17 protein-coding genes, 1 tRNA gene and 1 other RNA gene are annotated in these 19,301 nt (G+C 45.2%); 9 read left to right on the top strand and 10 right to left on the bottom strand.

The window, feature by feature from the left end:
- The first annotated feature begins 306 nt into the window (after positions 1-306).
- Together OGH69_RS17990 and kdsA are read left to right on the top strand one after the other, a co-directional pair.
- Positions 307-762 (top strand): 2-dehydro-3-deoxyphosphooctonate aldolase, encoded by a 456-nt coding sequence (locus OGH69_RS17990; RefSeq protein WP_265175888.1) that lies wholly within the window; start codon positions 307-309, stop codon positions 760-762.
- A 144-nt stretch (positions 763-906) separates the two neighbouring features.
- Positions 907-1,725 carry a 3-deoxy-8-phosphooctulonate synthase gene (kdsA, locus tag OGH69_RS17985; RefSeq protein WP_265175887.1) on the top strand — a complete coding sequence of 273 codons (819 nt, stop codon included), beginning with the start codon at positions 907-909 and terminating at the stop codon, positions 1,723-1,725.
- A gap of 58 nt (positions 1,726-1,783) precedes the next feature.
- Here kdsA and OGH69_RS17980 read toward each other — a convergent pair whose 3' ends face one another.
- The 6 genes from OGH69_RS17980 to OGH69_RS17955 all read right to left on the bottom strand — a co-directional run bounded on the left by OGH69_RS17980 (position 1,784) and on the right by OGH69_RS17955 (position 8,505).
- Entirely contained in the window at positions 1,784-2,062 is a 279-nt protein-coding gene (locus OGH69_RS17980) for a hypothetical protein (RefSeq protein ID WP_265175886.1), read from the bottom strand.
- A 367-nt stretch (positions 2,063-2,429) separates the two neighbouring features.
- The gene (locus OGH69_RS17975; RefSeq protein WP_265175885.1) at positions 2,430-2,708 is read right to left on the bottom strand and encodes a hypothetical protein; all 279 of its coding nucleotides are present in this window, start codon (positions 2,706-2,708) and stop codon (positions 2,430-2,432) included.
- A gap of 91 nt (positions 2,709-2,799) precedes the next feature.
- Positions 2,800-2,875 (bottom strand) — tRNA-His (locus OGH69_RS17970).
- A gap of 63 nt (positions 2,876-2,938) precedes the next feature.
- The gene (gene bshB1 / locus OGH69_RS17965; protein WP_265175884.1) at positions 2,939-3,655 is read right to left on the bottom strand and encodes a bacillithiol biosynthesis deacetylase BshB1; all 717 of its coding nucleotides are present in this window, start codon (positions 3,653-3,655) and stop codon (positions 2,939-2,941) included.
- Between the two features lie 109 nt (positions 3,656-3,764).
- A complete protein-coding gene (locus tag OGH69_RS17960) occupies positions 3,765-7,814 on the bottom strand; it encodes a PAS domain S-box protein (protein ID WP_265175883.1) in 4,050 nt (1,349 codons plus the stop codon).
- Between the two features lie 55 nt (positions 7,815-7,869).
- Entirely contained in the window at positions 7,870-8,505 is a 636-nt protein-coding gene (locus OGH69_RS17955; protein ID WP_265175882.1) for a PAQR family membrane homeostasis protein TrhA, read from the bottom strand.
- A gap of 69 nt (positions 8,506-8,574) precedes the next feature.
- On the opposite strand from OGH69_RS17955, the gene OGH69_RS17950 reads away from it, so the two are divergent.
- Entirely contained in the window at positions 8,575-10,173 is a 1,599-nt protein-coding gene (locus OGH69_RS17950; protein WP_265175881.1) for a Na+/H+ antiporter, read from the top strand.
- Between the two features lie 148 nt (positions 10,174-10,321).
- Positions 10,322-11,413, top strand: a complete 1,092-nt coding sequence (locus OGH69_RS17945) for a glycoside hydrolase family 88 protein (RefSeq protein WP_265175880.1) — start codon at positions 10,322-10,324, stop codon at positions 11,411-11,413.
- Between the two features lie 217 nt (positions 11,414-11,630).
- Here the strand turns inward: OGH69_RS17945 and OGH69_RS17940 are convergent, their stop codons facing one another.
- Positions 11,631-13,403, bottom strand: coding sequence for a tetratricopeptide repeat protein (locus OGH69_RS17940; RefSeq protein ID WP_265175879.1), 1,773 nt, complete (start codon positions 13,401-13,403; stop codon positions 11,631-11,633).
- A 213-nt stretch (positions 13,404-13,616) separates the two neighbouring features.
- On the opposite strand from OGH69_RS17940, the gene OGH69_RS17935 reads away from it, so the two are divergent.
- On the top strand, positions 13,617-14,585 hold the full coding sequence (locus OGH69_RS17935) for a T9SS type A sorting domain-containing protein (RefSeq protein ID WP_265175878.1): 969 nt from the start codon (positions 13,617-13,619) through the stop codon (positions 14,583-14,585).
- A gap of 83 nt (positions 14,586-14,668) precedes the next feature.
- Here OGH69_RS17935 and OGH69_RS17930 read toward each other — a convergent pair whose 3' ends face one another.
- Entirely contained in the window at positions 14,669-14,962 is a 294-nt protein-coding gene (locus OGH69_RS17930) for a hypothetical protein (RefSeq protein ID WP_265175877.1), read from the bottom strand.
- 205 nt (positions 14,963-15,167) lie between these two features.
- On the opposite strand from OGH69_RS17930, the gene OGH69_RS17925 reads away from it, so the two are divergent.
- Positions 15,168-15,725 (top strand): fasciclin domain-containing protein, encoded by a 558-nt coding sequence (locus OGH69_RS17925; RefSeq protein ID WP_265175876.1) that lies wholly within the window; start codon positions 15,168-15,170, stop codon positions 15,723-15,725.
- 54 nt (positions 15,726-15,779) lie between these two features.
- On the opposite strand, the gene OGH69_RS17920 is transcribed toward OGH69_RS17925, so the two are convergent.
- Both OGH69_RS17920 and OGH69_RS17915 read right to left on the bottom strand, forming a co-directional pair.
- Entirely contained in the window at positions 15,780-16,241 is a 462-nt protein-coding gene (locus OGH69_RS17920; RefSeq protein WP_265175875.1) for a hypothetical protein, read from the bottom strand.
- An 88-nt stretch (positions 16,242-16,329) separates the two neighbouring features.
- Positions 16,330-17,364 carry a glutaminyl-peptide cyclotransferase gene (locus OGH69_RS17915; RefSeq protein WP_265175874.1) on the bottom strand — a complete coding sequence of 345 codons (1,035 nt, stop codon included), beginning with the start codon at positions 17,362-17,364 and terminating at the stop codon, positions 16,330-16,332.
- Between the two features lie 88 nt (positions 17,365-17,452).
- On the opposite strand from OGH69_RS17915, the gene ffs reads away from it, so the two are divergent.
- From ffs to fsa, 3 genes are all read left to right on the top strand, one after another.
- Positions 17,453-17,551, top strand: an RNA gene (gene ffs, locus OGH69_RS17910) — signal recognition particle sRNA small type.
- Between the two features lie 113 nt (positions 17,552-17,664).
- The gene (locus tag OGH69_RS17905; protein ID WP_265175873.1) at positions 17,665-18,468 is read left to right on the top strand and encodes an SDR family oxidoreductase; all 804 of its coding nucleotides are present in this window, start codon (positions 17,665-17,667) and stop codon (positions 18,466-18,468) included.
- A gap of 42 nt (positions 18,469-18,510) precedes the next feature.
- Positions 18,511-19,167: a fructose-6-phosphate aldolase gene (fsa, locus tag OGH69_RS17900; protein WP_265175872.1), complete on the top strand. Its 657-nt coding sequence runs from the start codon at positions 18,511-18,513 to the stop codon at positions 19,165-19,167.
- Positions 19,168-19,301 lie beyond the last annotated feature (134 nt).

Raw genomic sequence — 19,301 nt, 5'->3', positions numbered from 1 at the left:
TAAGATAGTTAGCAGAGTATTCTCTGTAATCAATAGACAGTCACCCTTTATAAATACATATAAATTCGCAGGATAATTTTTTACTGATTTTAATTGTTTTATATCATAGAATGCGGAGCCCCGCGTTGGCGGGGTCGTACCTCCCCGGAAAGACGTTGCCCAGTAGGAGTAGATGAATTTTAGAAATTTGCAATGGGTTTAAAAAATATAGCTATCCGATAGTAAAAAGTGAGTGAAAATATGCATAAAATCAACGTCATCCGCGTTCCATCTTTTTACTAACTTTGGACAAACAAATCGAGACGGATGAAAAAGATATTCCTGATGTCACTATCGCTATTGGCGCTTAGTTCGTGCGTAAGCACTCGCAATACGATAAAGAATATTAATAACGATGCAAAAATGCCATCGTTGTCAAAAGAAAAGACTTTTGTCATTGTACAAATAAGCAAGGATAAAAAATATGGCTATGACCAGGATTATCCGGTGAACCTTGGCTTTATGACCTACCAGACTTCCGAAATCAACGTGCAGCGCTACTTTGGTGCGCTTACCGGGCCTAAGGGGGAAAAGCTGTCGTACAGCAAAGTTGATACCTGCTGCCCATTCCCTTCCAAAAGGACTGATATGGGTGCCGGCCTGCTCGATATTTATGAAGTGACCTGGGATGGCCTTGCCGAGCCGGTGCGCATCTACGTTAACCTGTACGAAAAAGGGGAGATCGTGGCGCCATATGGTTTTGGGATACGGATTATTCCCTAATTTATTTCAGATTTCAGATTTCAGATTTTTTCCACTCAAACCTTAAATGCATATGCCACAGCAAGAGTGTAGCTCAATCTGAAATCTAAAATCTGAAATCTAAAATCTGAAATAACTATCTTTGCACTTCAAAAAAACACAACAATGAACTTAAAGAATATCCCACAGATAAAACATACCGACAGCGGCAACTTTTTCCTTTTGGCCGGCCCATGTGCCATAGAAGGCGAGGAAATGGCGCTGCGCATTGCCGAGAAGCTTGTTGAAGTAACTGACAGGCTCGAAATCCCTTACGTATTCAAAGGGTCGTTCAAAAAGGCGAACCGCTCCCGCATTGACAGCTTTAGCGGCATAGGTGATGAGAAGGCGTTGAAAATCCTTCAAAAAGTATCGCAGACCTTTGGCATCCCGACAGTAACTGACATCCACACCAATGAAGATGCCCCAATGGCGGCAGAATATGTAGATGTGCTCCAGATACCGGCATTCCTTGTGCGCCAGACGGACCTTGTGGTTGCTGCGGCCAATACAGGCAAAACGGTGAACCTGAAAAAGGGGCAGTTCATGAGCCCGGAGAGCATGAAGCACGCCGTACAAAAAGTACTGGACTGCGGCAACGGGAACGTAATGGCTACCGACCGTGGCACGATGTTCGGCTACCAGGACATGATTGTAGATTACCGCGGCATCCCAACCATGCAGCAGTTTGCTACTACGGTGCTTGACGTGACACACTCGCTGCAGCAGCCCAACCAGACCACAGGTGTGACCGGTGGCCGTCCGGACATGATCGAGACCGTTGCCAAGGCAGGTATAGCAGTAGGTGTTGACGGGATTTTCATCGAAACGCATTTTGATCCTGCCAATGCCAAGAGTGACGGTGCCAACATGCTACACCTCGATTACTTTGAAGGATTGATGAAAAAGCTTGTAGCAATAAGAAAGACAATAAACCAGTTTTAAATTTTACAGAAAATAATGAGCCACGAACTTATTTTATCAAAGTTCGTGGCTTTCTTTTTTAAATTTTGCTGAAATCCTCAACGCATTTTTTAGCATAAAGCTTGGTTATTGTAAGCACCCTTTTGCGTGCCTCGGTATCTTTTTCGAGGTTATGCTTTTTAAGAAAAGCGTTTGCAGTGGTTTCAAACTCCCTTTGCAGGTCGTTTATAAAGACTTCGAGTTTTGCGCCCCCTGCGGATATATAAATTTCGCTGTTAAACCTTTTAAGAAAATCCTTGTGCACCTCATCGCACACTATTGCCAACTGCTCTTCCAGTTCTTTGTAGTCAAACCCCATGCTTACTTCATTGTTAATTTTAAATTTTCAGCAAAATAAACAATAGGAGGAAACACGAAAGTTATAATATAGAACCTAAATTTAGTAAAATTTTTCGTGCAGGATCCTCTGCAGCGTAGTGTATACGGCAATAAATACCCTAAACCCAATCCTCAGGGAAAAATGATTTCGATAAGTTTATAAGGAATGTAATTGATAAAATTGGCGGTACGGCTTTATATTAAACTTAGCGCCTATAAATGCCCCCAAAAATAAACAGCAGTAAAATAGCTTTCCCGCCAATTTGAAGTCAAATATAGTGCAAATTTGACAGTAAATTAATGTTTAAATGTTTTTTAACATAAATAACGGTGATATTATACTGCCTTTAAGCAACTTTACTGTAATCAGACAGGCATTTTCTTGCATAGGATTTGGCAATGGCCTTTATGTCCTGCAATGCGCGTGCATCGGAGCCAATTTTGTTGTCCCTGATGAAAGTTGTTTCTGCAGCATCAAATTCCTTTTGTATCAGTTCCAGGAAAGCCGACAGTTTTTCAGGCCCGGCTCCTTTATAATCGGTAGCATATACGGTGCTTAACTTTTCTATGACATCCCCGCAGGCGCAGTCAAATCTTTTTCCTAAATCTTCGTAGTCCAGTTCCATTGTATTGTTAGGGTTAATCACAGCTAATATAAGGAATTTCTTATTATATAAGCATAAAAAAAGCCCCGGAAAAATCCGGGGCATGAAAGAAGGGTGAAAGACGGGGCTCGAACCCGCGACCTTTGGAACCACAATCCAACGCTCTAACCAACTGAGCTACAATCACCATTTGTTTTGCGAGTGCAAATATAAGGTATTCCGCCGTTTTTGCAAGCAAAAATTTATATTTTTTATATCAAATCTCCTAAGCTGTTCACTGCCAAATACCTTTCTACTGTAAAACCTTCGGCATATTCCGAATTTATAAGCCTTCCCAGGTCGGCTGCCCGGTAAAGAATGCTCTCTTTAAAGTTTTTTGTAGCGATGGGGGTTACAGGTTCATTGCTGTCCGGGTCATAAAATTGCGACTTATATGCCATCAGCGAGGCCACTTTCACATCCATGAAACCGGTAACATCCACTACAAAGTCAGGCGCCAGGTTCTTCCATTGTATGTAATGGTACACCAGCTTTGGCCTCCAGGCTTGCTGTAGCGTGTCGCCCAATTTTGTTTCAATCCTGCGCAGTCCTGATAAAAAGCACGCATCCGATACCAGCCTGCTGCCCTTGCCGTGGTCGATGTGGCGGTCGTCTACCGCGTTGCAGATTACAATATCCGGCTGGTATTTGCGCACCATCCTGATGATCTCCATTTGGTGGGCTTCATCATTGGTAAAGAACCCATCGCGGAAACGCAGGTTCTCCCTAACGGCAACACCCAGTATCTTTGCGGCTTCAGCGGCTTCTTCATCCCGTATTTCGGCAGTACCACGGGTTCCCAGCTCGCCACGGGTAAGGTCAATAATCCCTACTTTTTTGCCCAATGATATTTCCTTGGCTATGGTCGCGCCGCAGCTCAGTTCCACATCATCGGGGTGGGCGCCAAAAACAAGTATGTCTAATTTCATGTGAATGTTCGAATGTTGGTGCAAAGGTAGGGAAGTTTAAGAGCGTTGAGAAATATTTAATCTTTCTGTTTCACCGAAGGCAGAAGTAAAACTCCCTGTTGATGCTTACTTAGTCCTGCTTTACCTGCTGCCGCTCAGGAAGGTAAATGGTAAATACTGCGCCCTCACCTTCGCGTGATGCCGCTTCAATGTGGCCATGATGGTTCAATACGATCTTCTTGCAGATGGCGAGCCCTATGCCGGTACCTGAAAATTCCGATTTGCCGTGCAGCCGCTGGAAAATCTGAAATATCCTGTCCGCATATTCACTATCAAATCCTATTCCGTTATCCCTGAATTCAATTTTGTAGTAGGCCGGTGCAGCATCTGTTGCGAAAGCGGCAATCTCCTCTTTTGTTGCATGACTTGCCGAAATGGTAATTACAGGGCTTATATCAGGGCGTTTGTATTTAAGTGAATTGGATACCAGGTTGCCAAACAGCTGCGACATCTGTAGCGGGATAGCATCGATCACCGGAAGTGTATCAGCAGTTACCTGCGCGCCTGTTTGCTCCATTATGAGCTCGAAATCGGTCAGGTTATCGGCTAATATGCTGTTCAGGTCTGTAATTTCAAATAAAGTATTGTTTTTAGACAGCTGGGAATAGCTTAACACGTCGCGTATGAGGTTCCCCATCCTGTCGGCGGCAATATTGATCTTTTTAAGGTAACTGGCCGGCCTTTCCTCCATTGTGCCCAGGCTTTCCTGCAGCATTTTAGAAAAGATGCTAATCTTTCGTGCAGGCTCCTGCAGGTCATGCGATGCGATATAGGCAAACTGGTTCAACTCCTGGTTGTTTAGCTGCAGGGCATTGTTAAGTTCGGCCAGTTCGGTGTTGGCGTGCAGCAATTCTTCCGTGCGCTGCTTTACTTCAAATTCAAGCTGCTGCTGCAGTTTGCGTTCTTTGGTTACATCCTGTGCTGTACCGGTAAGGTATTCCGGGTTTCCGGCAATGTCATAGCTTACCTGCGCCTGCGCATGGATGATGCGTACCTGCCCGGTAAGACTGTTTACTATAGGGTGCTCATTTTCATACAGCCCGTCAGATCCTGCAGCCAGTGTAGCTTTTATCTTTTCATCTACCATTTTTACATAATCTTCCGGCAATGGTTCATAGGCTTCGGCAAGGCTTTTTGTACCTTCATCAAAGCCCAGCCAGTCCATAAAGCGTTCGGAAAAGTTAAAGGTATTTTCCTTAATGTTATACCTCCATGTTGCAAGCTCGGCAAGCTCTATAGCACCCCTTAGCGCTGCCTGGGAGTCTTCAAGCTTTTGGCGGGCCAAAACAGCTTCCGTTACATCAACGGCTATATCCAGGATGGCGTATACTTCATTATTTTCATCAAAAACAGGAGTATAGGTAATATTGTAATAATTGTAGGTGAGTATGCCGTTCTGGACTATTTTTACCTGATCCCCAAAACTCTGGTACATTTTGCCGGTGGTATATACGTCATCAAGTATTTTAAGGAAAGGCTGTCCGTGGGTTACCAGCTCAGGCATGGCCTCGCGCAATGGCTTCCCAACAATATCCCATCCTTTGCCAACAATGTCTATAAAGGTTTGGTTGGGCATTTCAATGACAAGGTCACGGCCTACAAACAGCCCTATACCCGCAGGCGCGGTAGCTATGATTGACCGCAGTTTGGCTTCGCTCATTTCAACCTTTTGCCTCGACTGCACTTGCTGTGTGACGTCTATGGCTACTACAAGTACTCCGGAAACTTCGCCCGAACTGGCATGCATGGGCTGGTAGGCAAAGTCGAGGTACACGGTTTCCATGCGGCCCTGCCTTAACAGATTTATAGCAACCTCATTGGCGGTATACGCTTCACCCGTGGCAATAACTTCTTCAAGAAGCACATCAAATCCCTGGCCTTTCAACTCAGGCAGGGCTTCGAGCAAAGGCTTGCCAATAATAGTTTCCGGCAAGCGGTCAATCAGTTCCCCATAAAACTTATTGGCCATGGTAAAAGCCAGTTCCTGCTTACTGATGATAGCGATGCCCACAGGTGACTGTTCAAATGAATCGAGCAGTTGTTTGCGGCTTTCATCTATGCGTCGCTGTGCAATCACCCTGTCGGTCACATCCATGGCCATGTCTATAATGCCGTAAATTTTTCCGTCACTGTCAAATAGCGGTTTATAGGTATAATCAAAATAATAGTCGCCCAGTACGCCGTTCACTTCCAGTTTGGCGTAAGCTTCAATTTCAGAATGTGTCCGCCCTGTCTTGTAAATATCGTTAAGGATATCAAGGAACGGCTGTCCTTCCAGTTCCGGCAGGCCCTGAATGAGGGGTTTGCCTAATACGGATTTATCTTTACCCCAATAGGCCAGCATAAGTTCATTGGCCACCTCAATTTTAAAGTCAGGACCGGTAAAGAGGCAGGTTGCAACAGGAGCTTCCTCAATTATGGCTTTAAAGCGTTGTTCGCTTTCTGTCAGCGCCTGGCGTCCTTCTATAATCTCATCAATATCCATGCAGTATCCTGCATAGCCGGCAAATCTGCCATTTTCGTCATAATAAGGATCGCCCGCAGTTCGACACCATATGATGCTGCCATCTGATTTTTGCAGTCGAAACATTACATCAAAGTGAGCCAATTGTCCCATAACTTCAATAAATGTCGCTACGGTACGTTTCCTGTCTGCTTCAATTATCGAATTGATCCACCCGTTTTCGAGCAGTTCAGTAACAGAACGGCCTGTCCACTCTGCAAGGATGCCATTAACATAGGTTAGCGTGCCATCAGTATCTGATAGCCACAGGCCCACAGGAGAACTGTTGGTGACATGGCGAAACATGGCATCGCTTTCACGTTTTTCCGATTCAGCTTTCTGCAAAGCCAGCACCTGGTTTTCCAGCACGCTTATATCCCTTACCGTACCGGAAAATGTTACAGCCTTGCCGTCTGCATCAAAGCTATTGGAGCCCATTACAACTATGCGGTGTACAGACCCGTCATCCCAGATTAACCGTGGGGAATAATAAAACTCATTGTTCTTTTTGCCTTCTTCCAATGCCCTGGCCCTTTCCGGCAGGTCATCAGGGTGAATATATCTCATGAAGGCTTTTCGGGAAATTTCGCGCTTGTTGATATCGCCGGTCAGAATGTAGGCAAACATAGGGGAGTAGTTGATTTCGCCCGTTGTAAGATCTACCCTGAATAGCCCCATACCGGCACTTTTTGTGGCAATGTCTGCCAGCTGGTTGGCTTCGGCAACTTCTTCCTGGGCTTTACGGTTTTCGGTAATATCCTGGGCCGTACCGTTAAACCGGTATGCAACTTTATTTTCATTAAACCAAGCCCGGCCTTTGGCCCTGAGAAGGCGTTCTTCCCTGGTTCGCGGATTGATGACGGTGTATTCAATATTGTATACCCCACCTGAACTATGTTCAAGCGCTTTGTTTATGGCAGCAATAACACGCTCCCTGTCTTTTTCAGCAATGGCTTTTGTAGCGATCTCCAGCGGTATTTCATTATCCGGCTTCAGGCCAAACCAGCTTTTTAACCTGGCATTGCCCGAGAACCTGCCGGTTTCCGGGTTCAGGTCCCAAACACCCAGCTCCGCAGCATCTATTGCAAATTCTAACTCTTTTTTGCTGTCAATTATCCGGCTTAGGCCGTTTACTTTTTCCGTGGTTTCGGTAGATATGCACAGTACGCCCTGTACCATTCCCCGTTCGTCCAATATCGGGCTGTAGCTAAAGGTCCAGTACCCGTCCTGCATTTCCCCATTACGGTATATCGGTATTAGCAGGTCTTCAAAATAAATACCCTCGGCCTCATTCTTCACATTATAGATAAGAGGCCCGACAATGTCCCATGTCTCTATCCAGCAGTCGATGGCCTTTTGGCCCAATGCATCAGGATGCTTTCCATTGTGCCCCAGCATTTGCCGAAATGCATCATTGTAAAATTGTATGTTGTCATCTCCCCAAAAAAGAAACATCGGGAATTTAGAATACAAAAGTGTACTCACAGCATTTTTAAGGCTGACCGGCCATGTTTCAATCGGGCCTATTGGTGATGTGGCCCAATCGAAATTCCGTATTAGTTCGCCCATTTCTCCGCCGCCCCTGGGGAATGGCTGCGTAATATCCAAATTTTCCAAAGTTTTTTAGGGAGTCTTTTATTAGTAAATTAAAAATAATAAATTATTCCTTGCATCAGGGTATCAGGTAAAAAAATATTCCGAAGAAATGCAGTGTGCTGCCGCCCAGTACAAAGACATGCCATATGGCGTGGTTGTAGGGTATTTTTTCCTTCGCATAAAAATAGATGCCGAAAGTATAGCACAAACCGCCTCCCAAAAGATAGTATAATGCCTGTGGGGCTACGGTTTCAATAAGTGGCTTAATGGCAATAACGATAAGCCAGCCCATGAGCGCATATAGCGACAGTGATAATTTTTCTGACCTTCGCAGGGGCGAAAACTTAAATATGAAGCCCAGTAGCGCAAAGGCCCATATCAGGCCAAAAATGATCCATCCCCAGGCGCCTTTGAGGCCCAGCAGTGCTACAGGAGTATAGGTGCCGGCAATGAGGATGTAAATGCACAGATGGTCTATTTTTTGGAAAAACCGTTTCCATCGCAACGTTGCAACATAATGGTAAATGGTGGAAGCACTATACAGCAGCAGCAGGCTGAAACCGAATACAATTGCAGAGGCGATGTGCATTCCGGTACCGTTAAAAGCGGCATAAATTACCATAAGCGCAAACGCAGCAGCCGAGAGCAATGCGCCGGTGCCGTGGGTGATTACATTCCACAATTCCTCGTGTTTGCGGTTCTTTTTAGCCATGATAATGTGTTTATTGCAAAGGTAGCGAAAGGCATTATTTTAATTTGGAAAATTCGTAATTTTCGCCCTATGGAAAACATTACCATTATCATCATGATGCTCTTCGGGATTGCTTTTTTGGGCATCCTTAGCAACAAATATAAATTCCCGTTCCCCATAGTGCTGGTACTGTGCGGCATTATCATCAGCGTAATCCCGGGCCTGCCCGTTATTGCCCTTAGCCCCGACGTTGTATTCCTTATATTCCTGCCGCCGCTGCTTTACAATGCCGCATGGAATACCAGCTGGCACGATTTTAAAAAGGCTATCCGTCCCATATCGTTGGCGGCCATTGGGCTCGTTTTGTTTACAACACTTGCGGTAGCCGTTGTTGCCCATGGCTTTATTGGGCTTAGCTGGCCGTTGGCCTTCCTGATAGGGGCCATAGTTTCGCCGCCCGATGCCGTTGCCGCGACATCCGTTACCAAAGGGTTGGGGCTGCACCCGCGAATTATTACCATATTGGAAGGGGAGAGCCTCGTGAACGATGCGAGCGGCCTTGTAGCGTACAAATATGCACTGACAGCCATAACCGCCGGAAATTTTATAATGTGGGAAGCCAGCGGCAACTTTTTCCTGATGGTGGTTGCAGGCATAGCAATTGGGCTGGGGCTGGGCTACATCATGTACCTCATTCACAAAAAGTTTGTTTGCGACCCCATTGTCGAAACCACCCTTACATTGCTTACGCCATTTGCTTCCTACCTTTTGGCCGAGCATTTTCATTTTTCGGGGGTACTTGCGGTGGTGACTACAGGCTTGTACCTCTCTTACCGGGCAGGGCAGATATTTACCCACCAAAGCCGCATCATGGCTGTAACGGTTTGGGATGTTGGTGTTTATATCCTTAACGGATTGGTTTTTATCCTCATAGGACTCCAGCTCAGGGAGATAATGAACGGCATTGATGGCTACTCAACGGGCGAGCTGCTGCTGTGGGGCGCTGCGGTAAGCGTGGTGGTAATAGTAATGCGCTTCGTCTGGGTAGTGCCGGCTGCCATGCTGCCGAGGGTGCTGAGTAAAAAGATACGCGAGACCGAGCCCTTCGACCCGCGCAACCTTGTAGTTTTCGGTTGGGCCGGTATGCGCGGTGTGGTATCTATGGCGGCGGCAATGGCAATTCCGTTAGCCCTGCCCGACGGCTCGCCTTTCCCGCACCGCAACCTTATTATTTTCCTGACATTCTGCGTCATCGTTTCTACCCTCATACTGCTAGGGCTTACGCTGCCATTTGCCATTAAGAAGATGAAGCTAAAGCCTTATTCGGCATATGCCGAAGAATATGAGGTACGCAACCTGTTAGTTTCCCAAACCATTGCCCACATAGAGGAAAACCTTTCCCTGTTGCAGGACGAGCTGCTTCATAATATCAAGAGCAAATATGAGGTAAAATTCAACAGGCTTCAAAAGACCGAGCTTCCCGCTAATTTTTTCGGGAAGGGCGATACCCTTCCTGTAAATATTTTTAACGAATTTACGCAACTGCAAATCGACCTCATCAATGTAGAACGCCAAAAAATTGAGCAGTTGCATCGGAAAGGCGGGACGAGCGAAGAGGTGCTCAGGAAAATTGAGCGCGAGCTTGACCTGGAAGAGACCAGGCTCAGGATGGATATGTATGAAGGATAGCCGCGCGTAACATGCTTTTCAGGGGTGGGTGAGGCCTGCATTATTTCTTACATGGCATAATGGATGTCATTTTATATATTTGGCAAAGCAAAGATGAGTAACGTAACCAATAAATAAGGAACCGGAGATGGGTCTAAAAATGAAATTCATGAGCCTTGCAGGAGCGGCTTTACTGGCAGCGGTTGGTATAAAAAGCGACACAACTGCCGGTCCTGATGTTAATAAGGAAATAGAATATTGCGCTGCCCAGGCGACAAAAACACTTGCCACGATTCCCGACACAGGCGTGTTGCCAAGGAGCATACCCACGCATGCCAAATATTGGAAGTTTGTTGAATATGGCGACTGGACAAGCGGTTTTTGGCCGGGAGAGCTTTGGTACCTTTATGAAGCAACAGGTGATCAAAAGTTTCTCGCGGCAGCTGATAAATATACTATGCTGCTGGCCCCGCTATCGTCTAATAAAGCCAGTGACCATGACCTGGGATTCCAGGTTTTCAACAGTTTTGGAAATGGTTACAGGCTCACGAAAAATCCGGGATATAAAGAAATTGTATTGAGGACCGCCGATACGCTGGCCACGCTTTATAATCCTAAAGTAGGGACAATACAGTCATGGCCCCATAATAACTATGGAGGGCACAACACCATAATCGATAACATGATGAACCTTGAGCTGTTGTTTTGGGCATCAAAGAATGGCGGCGATAAAAAGCTTTATGACATTGCTGTAAAGCACGCTGAAACCACTATGGAAAACCATTTCAGGGAGGATTACAGTGCCTATCATGTTTTGGTGTACGATCCTGAAACAGGAAGAAAGATAAAAGGTGTTACCGCACAGGGTTTTGCCGATGGCAGTATGTGGGCCAGGGGGCAGGCATGGGGCATATATGGTTTCACGATGGTGTACCGGGAGACAAAAGACCCTAAGTTCCTCGAGTTTGCGAACAAAATCGCACGTATATACCTTGATAGGCTGCCTAAAGACCTTATCCCTTACTGGGACTTTAACGCGCCGGGCATACCCGATGAGCCCAGGGATGCCTCTGCAGCGGCAATCACGGCATCGGCTTTGCTTGAGCTGTCTACCCTTACCGAAGACAAGAAGCTAAAAAAGAGTACCGTCAAAAAGCTGAAAAGATGCTTGAAGAATTATCTGCCAGGTACCAGAGCCATTCACTTAATAATGCATTCCTGCTACATTCTACAGGGCATAAACCGGCAGGCAGCGAGATAGACTGCTCCATCATATATGCTGATTATTATTATCTTGAAGCTTTGCTGCGGCTTAAAAAAATGCAATAGCGTTGCACAGGTAATTGGAAAGAAATATAATAATTGCAGGTGTCAGCCTGATCTTATTTGTAAATCCTGTTTTAGGTGGCTCTGACGGTGCTGAAGAACACTATAAGTAAGCCAGTGAGCAAGCTTTCGGTATGCTGGATAAGAAGGGTTTATATATTCCCTGTGATATCCCTGAAATCCGTTTCGTTGTCTATACCCATTTTTTTACGGAGGCGATAGCGGCTGTTTTTCATGGAATCGTAGGAAATACCCAGAAGGTCAGCGGCCTCCTTAAGGCTGATATTGAGCTTGCTGAAAGCAAGTATCCGCTCATCGGCGTCGGTAATATCGGGATATTTCTGGCGTATTTTGATAAAGAAGCCCGGATAAACCCTGTCGAACAACCTTTTATATTCGGCCCAGTCTTCGCGGGTAAGTATCCTGCTGTTGGACAGCCTGCTAAGAGCCTGGTCATCTGCTTTGCCCGATTCGGTCAGCTGTTTTTCAAGATCATCAATTAGGTGGCTCTTTTCAACGAGGCTTTGGGTGTAGCGATCCAGCATCTCGCGGTTGGCCTCAATTTCAAGAGCGGCCTTCTGCAACGATACCTCCGCAGCTTCTTTTTTAAACCGGAGCGCTTTATTTTTTGCTGTATAAGAACGGTAGAACAGAAACAGCGACAGTGCCAAGAGTACCGCTACCGCTATTACTGCATTTCGCATAAGGTGGGCATTTTCAATCGACAACGCGGCTTCCTTCAGTTGCTGTGTTTTGCGTTCGCTTTGGTATCGCACCTCAATTTCCTCAAACTTACGCAGGGTTTCGGCATTGAGTACGCTGTCGTTAAGCTTTTTATTGGCGGCCTGGTACTCATAAGCTTTTTTATAATTACCCTCTGCCGAATACAACCGCTGTCCAAGATCCTTGAGGAGTGTCATGATCTGGTAATCTTTTGCAGGGTCCGATTCCAGAATTTTTTCGGCTTCCCCCAGGTGGTAAAGGCTTTTTGAATTATCCTTTTCCTCATAAAAATATTCACCCAGTGCATAGTTGATGCCTTCCTGCTCGTATAATGATACTCTTTCCGTCTGCATGATATGGTAGGCATTCAGCAAGTTGGCATAGTACTTTTGGCGATTACCCAAATCTTTCCACGCATAGGCTATATTGCCATACACACCGCATTTTTGCCCACGCATATCCACTTTATCAAAAAGAGCGAGGGCTTTTTCATAGGATGCGATTGCCTTTTCCTGATAACTGCGCTGCCCACTGTCCTTTCCATAATTATTGGACAAATCGCCATAATTATTATACGCCACCGCCAATGACCTCAGGATATTAGTTTCCTGCGAATTTTCATTTTCCAGTATGGCGATAGCCTTGCCTGCATAAGCCATGCCTTTTTTGGTATTGGGCAGGTTTTTCGGATCGTACATTTTAATGTAGAGCAGCGAAAGGTTGTTCAGTACCGCTGACTCTTCCACAGGAAGTTTATGCTTTTTTGCAATATCGAGCGCATCAAGGTAATGTGATAATGCCATTTTGTAATTGTTTTTGACAAGGTAAACATCGCCCAAATAATGGCGGGCCTTAGCGCTGTGATCGTACTTGTCCTTATGCCGGGAATATTTTTCGTATTTCAATGCCTCCGAAAGGTAATAGGTGGCCTCAGTTTCATTTTTTAAGTCATAGGCATATCTTCCGGCCTTTAGCGCACCGGCTTGCATATTGCCAAAATCCCTGCTCGTTTCGGCATTGTGTTTTAGCGCTTCATAACTCTTTTTAATTTCCTCCAGCCCGTCCTTTCTTGCTACAGCATCTTCCAATTGACGAAGCGGTCCGGCACTTTTATTTTCAGCAGGCGCATTTTGGCAAAAACCATTCACTGCAGGCAGCAGGCAGACAAGTAGTAGCAGGGATATTTTGACAAAGATGTTCATAAGTATTGGGCCGCTTAAATAAAGATGTTGAAAATACTAAATATTACTTTAATAATCGGAGTGGGTATTTTATTTTTAATTATTTGTTTATCAGGGTTTTAATTTTATGATTACCGAATTGCTCACCGTGTTTTTCAGGTGTTTTTGGCTGTACACGGTACATTTGCCACAACAATTTTAACCGATAGCAATATGAAAAAAATTACCTTATGTATGGCATCTGCCACTCTGTTATTAAGCAGTGTTTCTTTTGGCCAGACAGCAAAAATCCAGGCTGTACACAATTCGCCCGATGCGGCATTGAGTGTTATTGATGTTTACCTTGGCGATGTGCGAATCATCGACAACATCGGCTTCCGCATTGCAACACCATTTCTTGACGCTCCTGCCGATGTCCCGCTGACTTTTACCATAGCACCCGGTGACAGTGAGTCGGTGGCGGACGGTATTTACAGTGCTACTTATACTTTTGGAGTGGGAACTAACCACATTATTACGGCCAACGGCATTTATAGTGAAACAGGCTATTCGCCTGCGCCGGCTTTTGAAATGCGCCATTTTGCTTATGCCTTTGATGATGACTACATGCCGGGATATGCCGGCCTCCTTGTTAATCATGGCTGTACCGACTGCGGCAACATAAATGTGGCTGAGACCAGCATCCCGATGGGGACATTTATATACGATATGCCTTACCCTATGTTTACGGCGGGCTACCAAAGTATGCCGGTAATGAATTATGTTGTCCAGGTGACTACAACCACGGGCGGCGATATATTAGGTTCCTATGAAGTGCCGCTTGCTACTATGGAGATGGACAACAAGGCTGCAATCATCCTTTCCAGCGGCTTTGCCCACCCTGAAAATAACGGTAATGGTGCTTCATTCGGGTTGTTCATGGTAGCAACTACAGGCGGGTATTTTATCCCGTTGCAATCAACAATGGGCCAGGAGGAGTTTGGGCACGAAATGCTTTCGGTGCATCCTAACCCGGCATCGGATATCGTAAATCTGGAAATTGCTTCAGACATCACCGGTGGCCTTTACGACATGTCCGGGCGTGAAGTACTGAAGGTGAGTGGCAGCAGGCTCGACGTGTCTGGCCTTGCCAATGGGGTATTTGTATTGAATGCTGAAGCAGGAGGGAAGGTATTTACCCAAAAAATAGTTGTACAGCATTAGGATAGTTTTAGTTTTTAATTTTTGGCCATTTGGGGGCTTTAGGTCAATAAAGAGGCCGGATGTATGTCCGGCCTCTTTTGCTTTTACGGTACCATGCACTCAGCCGGGTAACGGGCCACAAGCCATTCCTTAACGGTTTTATGGCTGCGGCGATCGAGGGGAACATGCGCAATGATGGCTTCCTCAATCTGTTCGAACGTAGAAGTGAGCGAATAATTCTGAGTTTCCATAAACCGGTTGATGAACGAAAGTACCTCAAAACCCTCTATCCTGTTAAGGGGGTGGTCCGGGAAACCTTCAACCGCCGTACATTCGCCTTCGCTCTTGTTCCAGGTGTAGTACGCGTACCTCAAATGTGATCTCGAAAAATTAGCCATTGGTATAAATGATTTTTGAGCATTACAAAAATTAGTAATTCTGTTGGAACGGCACATACGGAAAATACCTGTTTTATAAAAACAGGTATTTTCACGCGCACTTGGTAAATTCCTCTAAAGTTAATCTTATGCTAAAATCATCATTTCTCAAAACTGCATTTGTGCTTAAGGCGTAATTGCCTTTATAACTTTTAATAAACCAATCATGAAAAATTCAAAAATTTTATCGACAGCTGTAGTGGCATTTGCAATGATGCTGGGAACGGCTTCTTTCGCACAAAAAACGAAAATGGTAGGCGGAGCAGAAATGTATCCGACCAAAAACATTGTCGAAAATGCAATGAACTCTAAAGACCACACCACGCTTGTAGCCGCCGTAAAAGCAGCCGGGCTGGTGGAAACATTGCAGGGAAAAGGGCCGTTTACGGTTTTTGCGCCAACCAATGCGGCTTTTGACAAACTTCCTAAAGGGACTGTAGGGACACTGCTCAAGCCTGAAAATAAAGAAATGCTTCAGGGCGTGCTGACCTACCATGTGGTAAGCGGCAAGTGGAGCGCAGCCGATGTTATGGCAGCCATCAAAAAAGGTGGTGGAACAGCCGAAGTAACTACCGTGCAAGGAGGTAAACTGTGGTTCATGATGGACGGTAAGGACGTGTGGATCAAGGATGAGAAAGGCGGCAAAGCCAAAATTACAATTGCGGATGTAAACCAGTCAAACGGGGTGATACATGTGATCGATACCGTGTTGATGCATAAATAGTGTGTGGTAATTGTTGGTTATGAAGCCTTCACGAAAGTGGGGGCTTTTTTTTTTTTACCTTTTTTCCTCAGGAAAATACTTCTCATAATCAGGATTTGTCTCGCTGTCCCACATAAAGTGCACACCTGTATCCACCTCTTCATATTTAAAATCCCTCTTGGTTTTAAATACATTGTCAGGGTTGGAAGCCCTGAGTACAGGGAACGCCAACGACAGCACTGTTACCAGCCAAAGCGCTGCCACAATTGCCCTGTTTGGCCTTACAGCGATTAACCGGTTTACCAAATAAATGATCGCCAGCCAAATGATAAAATACACCAGTAGATCGAAGGCCATTTCCATCAGGAAATATTGTTCGGACAATGAAGTATGCCAGCCCGAACAGCGATAGGGCAGTGGAAACCCAAACAGCATATCATCAGGTGCATCTTCAGGAAGGACGTACGCCCATTTTGTAACAAATACAAACGAGAACAATGTGAGTGGCAGGACGAGCTTGAGTATGAGGTGTTTCATAATCCTAATATACAAAAAAAAGCCACTCGTAAGCAGCTTTAATTTATAATATTGGCCAAATAACCAAATCAACTAATAACCAAATAACCTATTTCTTTATCCTTATCTCAAACATCTTGTCCCAGTTCTTTCCGGTTACAAAAATGGTCCCGGTCCTAGGGTTATAGGCGATGCCGTTCAGTACATCTTTGTCAGGATTGGTCACGGCCTTGTCGAGTTCGGTCATGTTAAGCACGCCTTCAACAGCGCCTGTGGCCGGGTCGATGATGGCAATGGCATTTTCCTGGTATACGTTGGCGTATATCTTCCCATCGATCCACTCCAGTTCGTTAACCGATTTTACCTTGGTAGCGCCGGTGTAAATGTTGATGTAATCTACTTCCTTAAGCGTTACAGGGTCGAGCTTGTATATCTTTTCCGAGCCGTCGCTCATGTACAGGTACTTATCGTCGTGGGTAAGTCCCCAGCCCTGAACCTGCTTAAAGTAGGTAAAGTCTTTTTCTTTTTTAAAGGTATCCGGATTGTAAATGAATCCGGTATTCTCCTTCCACGTAAGCTGGTATACTTTATCGTTAAAAACAGTAACGCCTTCACCAAAATACCTGCCCTCCAAATCGATGCGCTTGTACACCTCCCCGGTTTTGTAATTGGTTTTGCGCAGGCTCGACTTGGCATATTGCCCCGTACCTTCAAACAAAGTGTCGCGGTAAAATTCAAGTCCCTGGGTGTAAGCATTTGTATCGTGGGGATACGTATTCACTATCTCATAATTGACCAGTTGCGTTTTCACGCCGGACACCACCTCGATTCGGGTGGAATCTTTAACCACATCGCCTTGTGAATAAGCAACAGACTTTAATTCATAATACCCGAACTTCTGTCCTTTCAGGTTAAAGTCGAACTTCCCTTCGCCGGTAACGCCGCCTATGCGCTTGTCATTGGCAAAAAAGGCAATCGAATCGATAGTCTCTTTTTCAGGATTAGTAACAGAAAGCGGTACGGTTTCTTCATTAGTATACCGGTCTTTCAGTTCCGAAACATTAATGTTAATTTTTTTTTCGTTTTCACATGATACGATAGCAGCGCCCAACAAAATGACTGCTAATAAGTTATATTTTTTCATGGTCGGATAAATAATGATGCCAATATACAATGAATTTTATTACGTGCCCAAGGGCTTGCAAAAATATAAAAAGATTGTATATTTGCAGCGGCAAGTCCTACACGACCAGCTCCTGCAGACTCCTCCAGGGTGGGAACACAGCAAAGGTATGTGGTTGTAGCGGTGCGATGTAGGTCGCTTGCCATTTTTTCTTTTATTTCAGACAGTCTCCGTAAGGGGATTTTTTTGTTTATAGCGATAACATCAAAATTGGTAAAATTCGTGGCTAAATAGTACATTCGTAATAAAACCTGCAAAACCATGGGCAAAACAATATTCATTACCGGCGCATCATCGGGCATAGGTAAGGCGATAGGGGAGTTCCTTCATCAAAAAGGCTATACCGTATACGGTACCAGCCGCAATCCGGAGAAGGTTTCAGGATCTGTATTTCCGCTGGTGGCGCTCGATGTGCGCAATGCTGCAAGCATAAGGGCCGCTGTTGCGGAAGTGATTTCGAAAACCGGAACTATCGATGTACTTGTCAACAATGCAGGGGTAGGCATAACCGGCCCACTGGAAGAAATTCCCGCCGAAGAAATAAAGAACAATTTCGAGACCAACCTCTTTGGCCCGATTGAAGTGATGAAAGCCGTACTGCCCCACATGCGCAGACAAAAGAGCGGCCTTATCATCAATGTAACTTCCATTGCCGGATATATGGGGTTGCCATACAGGAGTGTTTATTCGGCATCCAAAGGCGCTTTGGAGCTTATCAGCGAGGCATTACGGATGGAGGTGAAAAGCTTTGGCATAACGATTACTACCGTCGCACCTGGAGATTTTGCCACCAACATAGCCGCAGGGCGCTACCATGCCCCCGTTATTAAAGGTTCGCCGTACGAAACGGTTTACGGCAATACCCTCAACGAAATGAACACCCATGTAGATGCCGGTAGCGACCCCCGGCAAATGGCCGAAGCGGTATATGCCATCATGAAAACGCCCAACCCGAATGTGCATTATAAGGTAGGGGCATTCATGCAAAAATTCTCTATCGTGCTAAAAAGGGCATTGCCCGATAAAGTGTATGAAAAATTGTTGATGAACCATTATAAGTTGTAGTTTTGCACAAAATTTTCAACACAACTAAATAAATCATATTCCATGAAATTTTTTATTGATACAGCCAACCTTGCCCAGATTAAAGAAGCCCAGGAACTTGGCGTGCTTGACGGTGTAACAACCAACCCTTCGCTTATGGCTAAGGAAGGCATTACCGGAAAAAACAACATCCTGAAACACTACGTAGACATCTGCAATATTGTTGATGGCGATGTGAGCGCTGAGGTTAATGCGATAGATTATGACGGCATGATCAACGAAGGGGAGGAGCTTGCCGACCTGCACGAGCAGATTGTGGTAAAGCTGCCTATGACAAAGGAAGGCCTTAAAGCTGCAAAATATTTCTCGGATAAAGGTATCAAAACCAACGTAACATTGGTGTTCTCTGCCGGACAGGCATTGCTGGCTGCTAAAGCCGGGGCAACGTATGTTTCGCCATTCATTGGCCGTCTTGATGATGTTTCTACTGATGGACTTGCACTTATTGAGGAGATACGCCAGATATATGATAACTATGGTTATGAAACCGAAATCCTTGCCGCATCCGTACGTCATACAATGCACATTGTAAACTGTGCCAAAATAGGTGCCGATGTGATGACAGGCCCGCTCTCTGCAATTACAGGATTGCTAAAGCACCCACTTACAGATATCGGCCTTGCCCAGTTCATCGCTGATTTCGAGAAGGGGAATAAGTAAGATTAAAAAAATGTAATGACTAGTCCTAAAATAGGTTGACTATTTTTTGATTATACAAATTTGATAAAAGTTCAGACATTTTCAAGTTGTCTGAACTTTTTCTTTTTAAAAGATATTAGTTTGACTTTATCCTG

The sequence above is a fragment of the Flavobacterium sp. MFBS3-15 genome, assembly GCF_026107645.2.
Lineage (GTDB): Bacteria > Bacteroidota > Bacteroidia > Flavobacteriales > Flavobacteriaceae > Flavobacterium.
Note: the sequence above shows the minus strand (reverse complement) of the source record. Positions and strands in the feature narration are given on the sequence as shown.

Excerpts from the sequence above, each read along its gene's own strand:
- OGH69_RS17990 (WP_265175888.1), top strand. The coding sequence starts at position 307 with ATGAAAAAGATATTCCTGATGTCACTATCGCTATTGGCGCTTAGTTCG.
- kdsA (WP_265175887.1), top strand. The coding sequence starts at position 907 with ATGAACTTAAAGAATATCCCACAGATAAAACATACCGACAGCGGCAAC.
- OGH69_RS17980 (WP_265175886.1), bottom strand. The coding sequence starts at position 2,062 with ATGGGGTTTGACTACAAAGAACTGGAAGAGCAGTTGGCAATAGTGTGC.
- OGH69_RS17975 (WP_265175885.1), bottom strand. The coding sequence starts at position 2,708 with ATGGAACTGGACTACGAAGATTTAGGAAAAAGATTTGACTGCGCCTGC.
- bshB1 (WP_265175884.1), bottom strand. The coding sequence starts at position 3,655 with ATGAAATTAGACATACTTGTTTTTGGCGCCCACCCCGATGATGTGGAA.
- OGH69_RS17955 (WP_265175882.1), bottom strand. The coding sequence starts at position 8,505 with ATGGCTAAAAAGAACCGCAAACACGAGGAATTGTGGAATGTAATCACC.
- OGH69_RS17950 (WP_265175881.1), top strand. The coding sequence starts at position 8,575 with ATGGAAAACATTACCATTATCATCATGATGCTCTTCGGGATTGCTTTT.
- OGH69_RS17945 (WP_265175880.1), top strand. The coding sequence starts at position 10,322 with ATGAGCCTTGCAGGAGCGGCTTTACTGGCAGCGGTTGGTATAAAAAGC.
- OGH69_RS17940 (WP_265175879.1), bottom strand. The coding sequence starts at position 13,403 with ATGAACATCTTTGTCAAAATATCCCTGCTACTACTTGTCTGCCTGCTG.
- OGH69_RS17935 (WP_265175878.1), top strand. The coding sequence starts at position 13,617 with ATGGCATCTGCCACTCTGTTATTAAGCAGTGTTTCTTTTGGCCAGACA.
- OGH69_RS17930 (WP_265175877.1), bottom strand. The coding sequence starts at position 14,962 with ATGGCTAATTTTTCGAGATCACATTTGAGGTACGCGTACTACACCTGG.
- OGH69_RS17925 (WP_265175876.1), top strand. The coding sequence starts at position 15,168 with ATGAAAAATTCAAAAATTTTATCGACAGCTGTAGTGGCATTTGCAATG.
- OGH69_RS17920 (WP_265175875.1), bottom strand. The coding sequence starts at position 16,241 with ATGAAACACCTCATACTCAAGCTCGTCCTGCCACTCACATTGTTCTCG.
- OGH69_RS17915 (WP_265175874.1), bottom strand. The coding sequence starts at position 17,364 with ATGAAAAAATATAACTTATTAGCAGTCATTTTGTTGGGCGCTGCTATC.
- OGH69_RS17905 (WP_265175873.1), top strand. The coding sequence starts at position 17,665 with ATGGGCAAAACAATATTCATTACCGGCGCATCATCGGGCATAGGTAAG.
- fsa (WP_265175872.1), top strand. The coding sequence starts at position 18,511 with ATGAAATTTTTTATTGATACAGCCAACCTTGCCCAGATTAAAGAAGCC.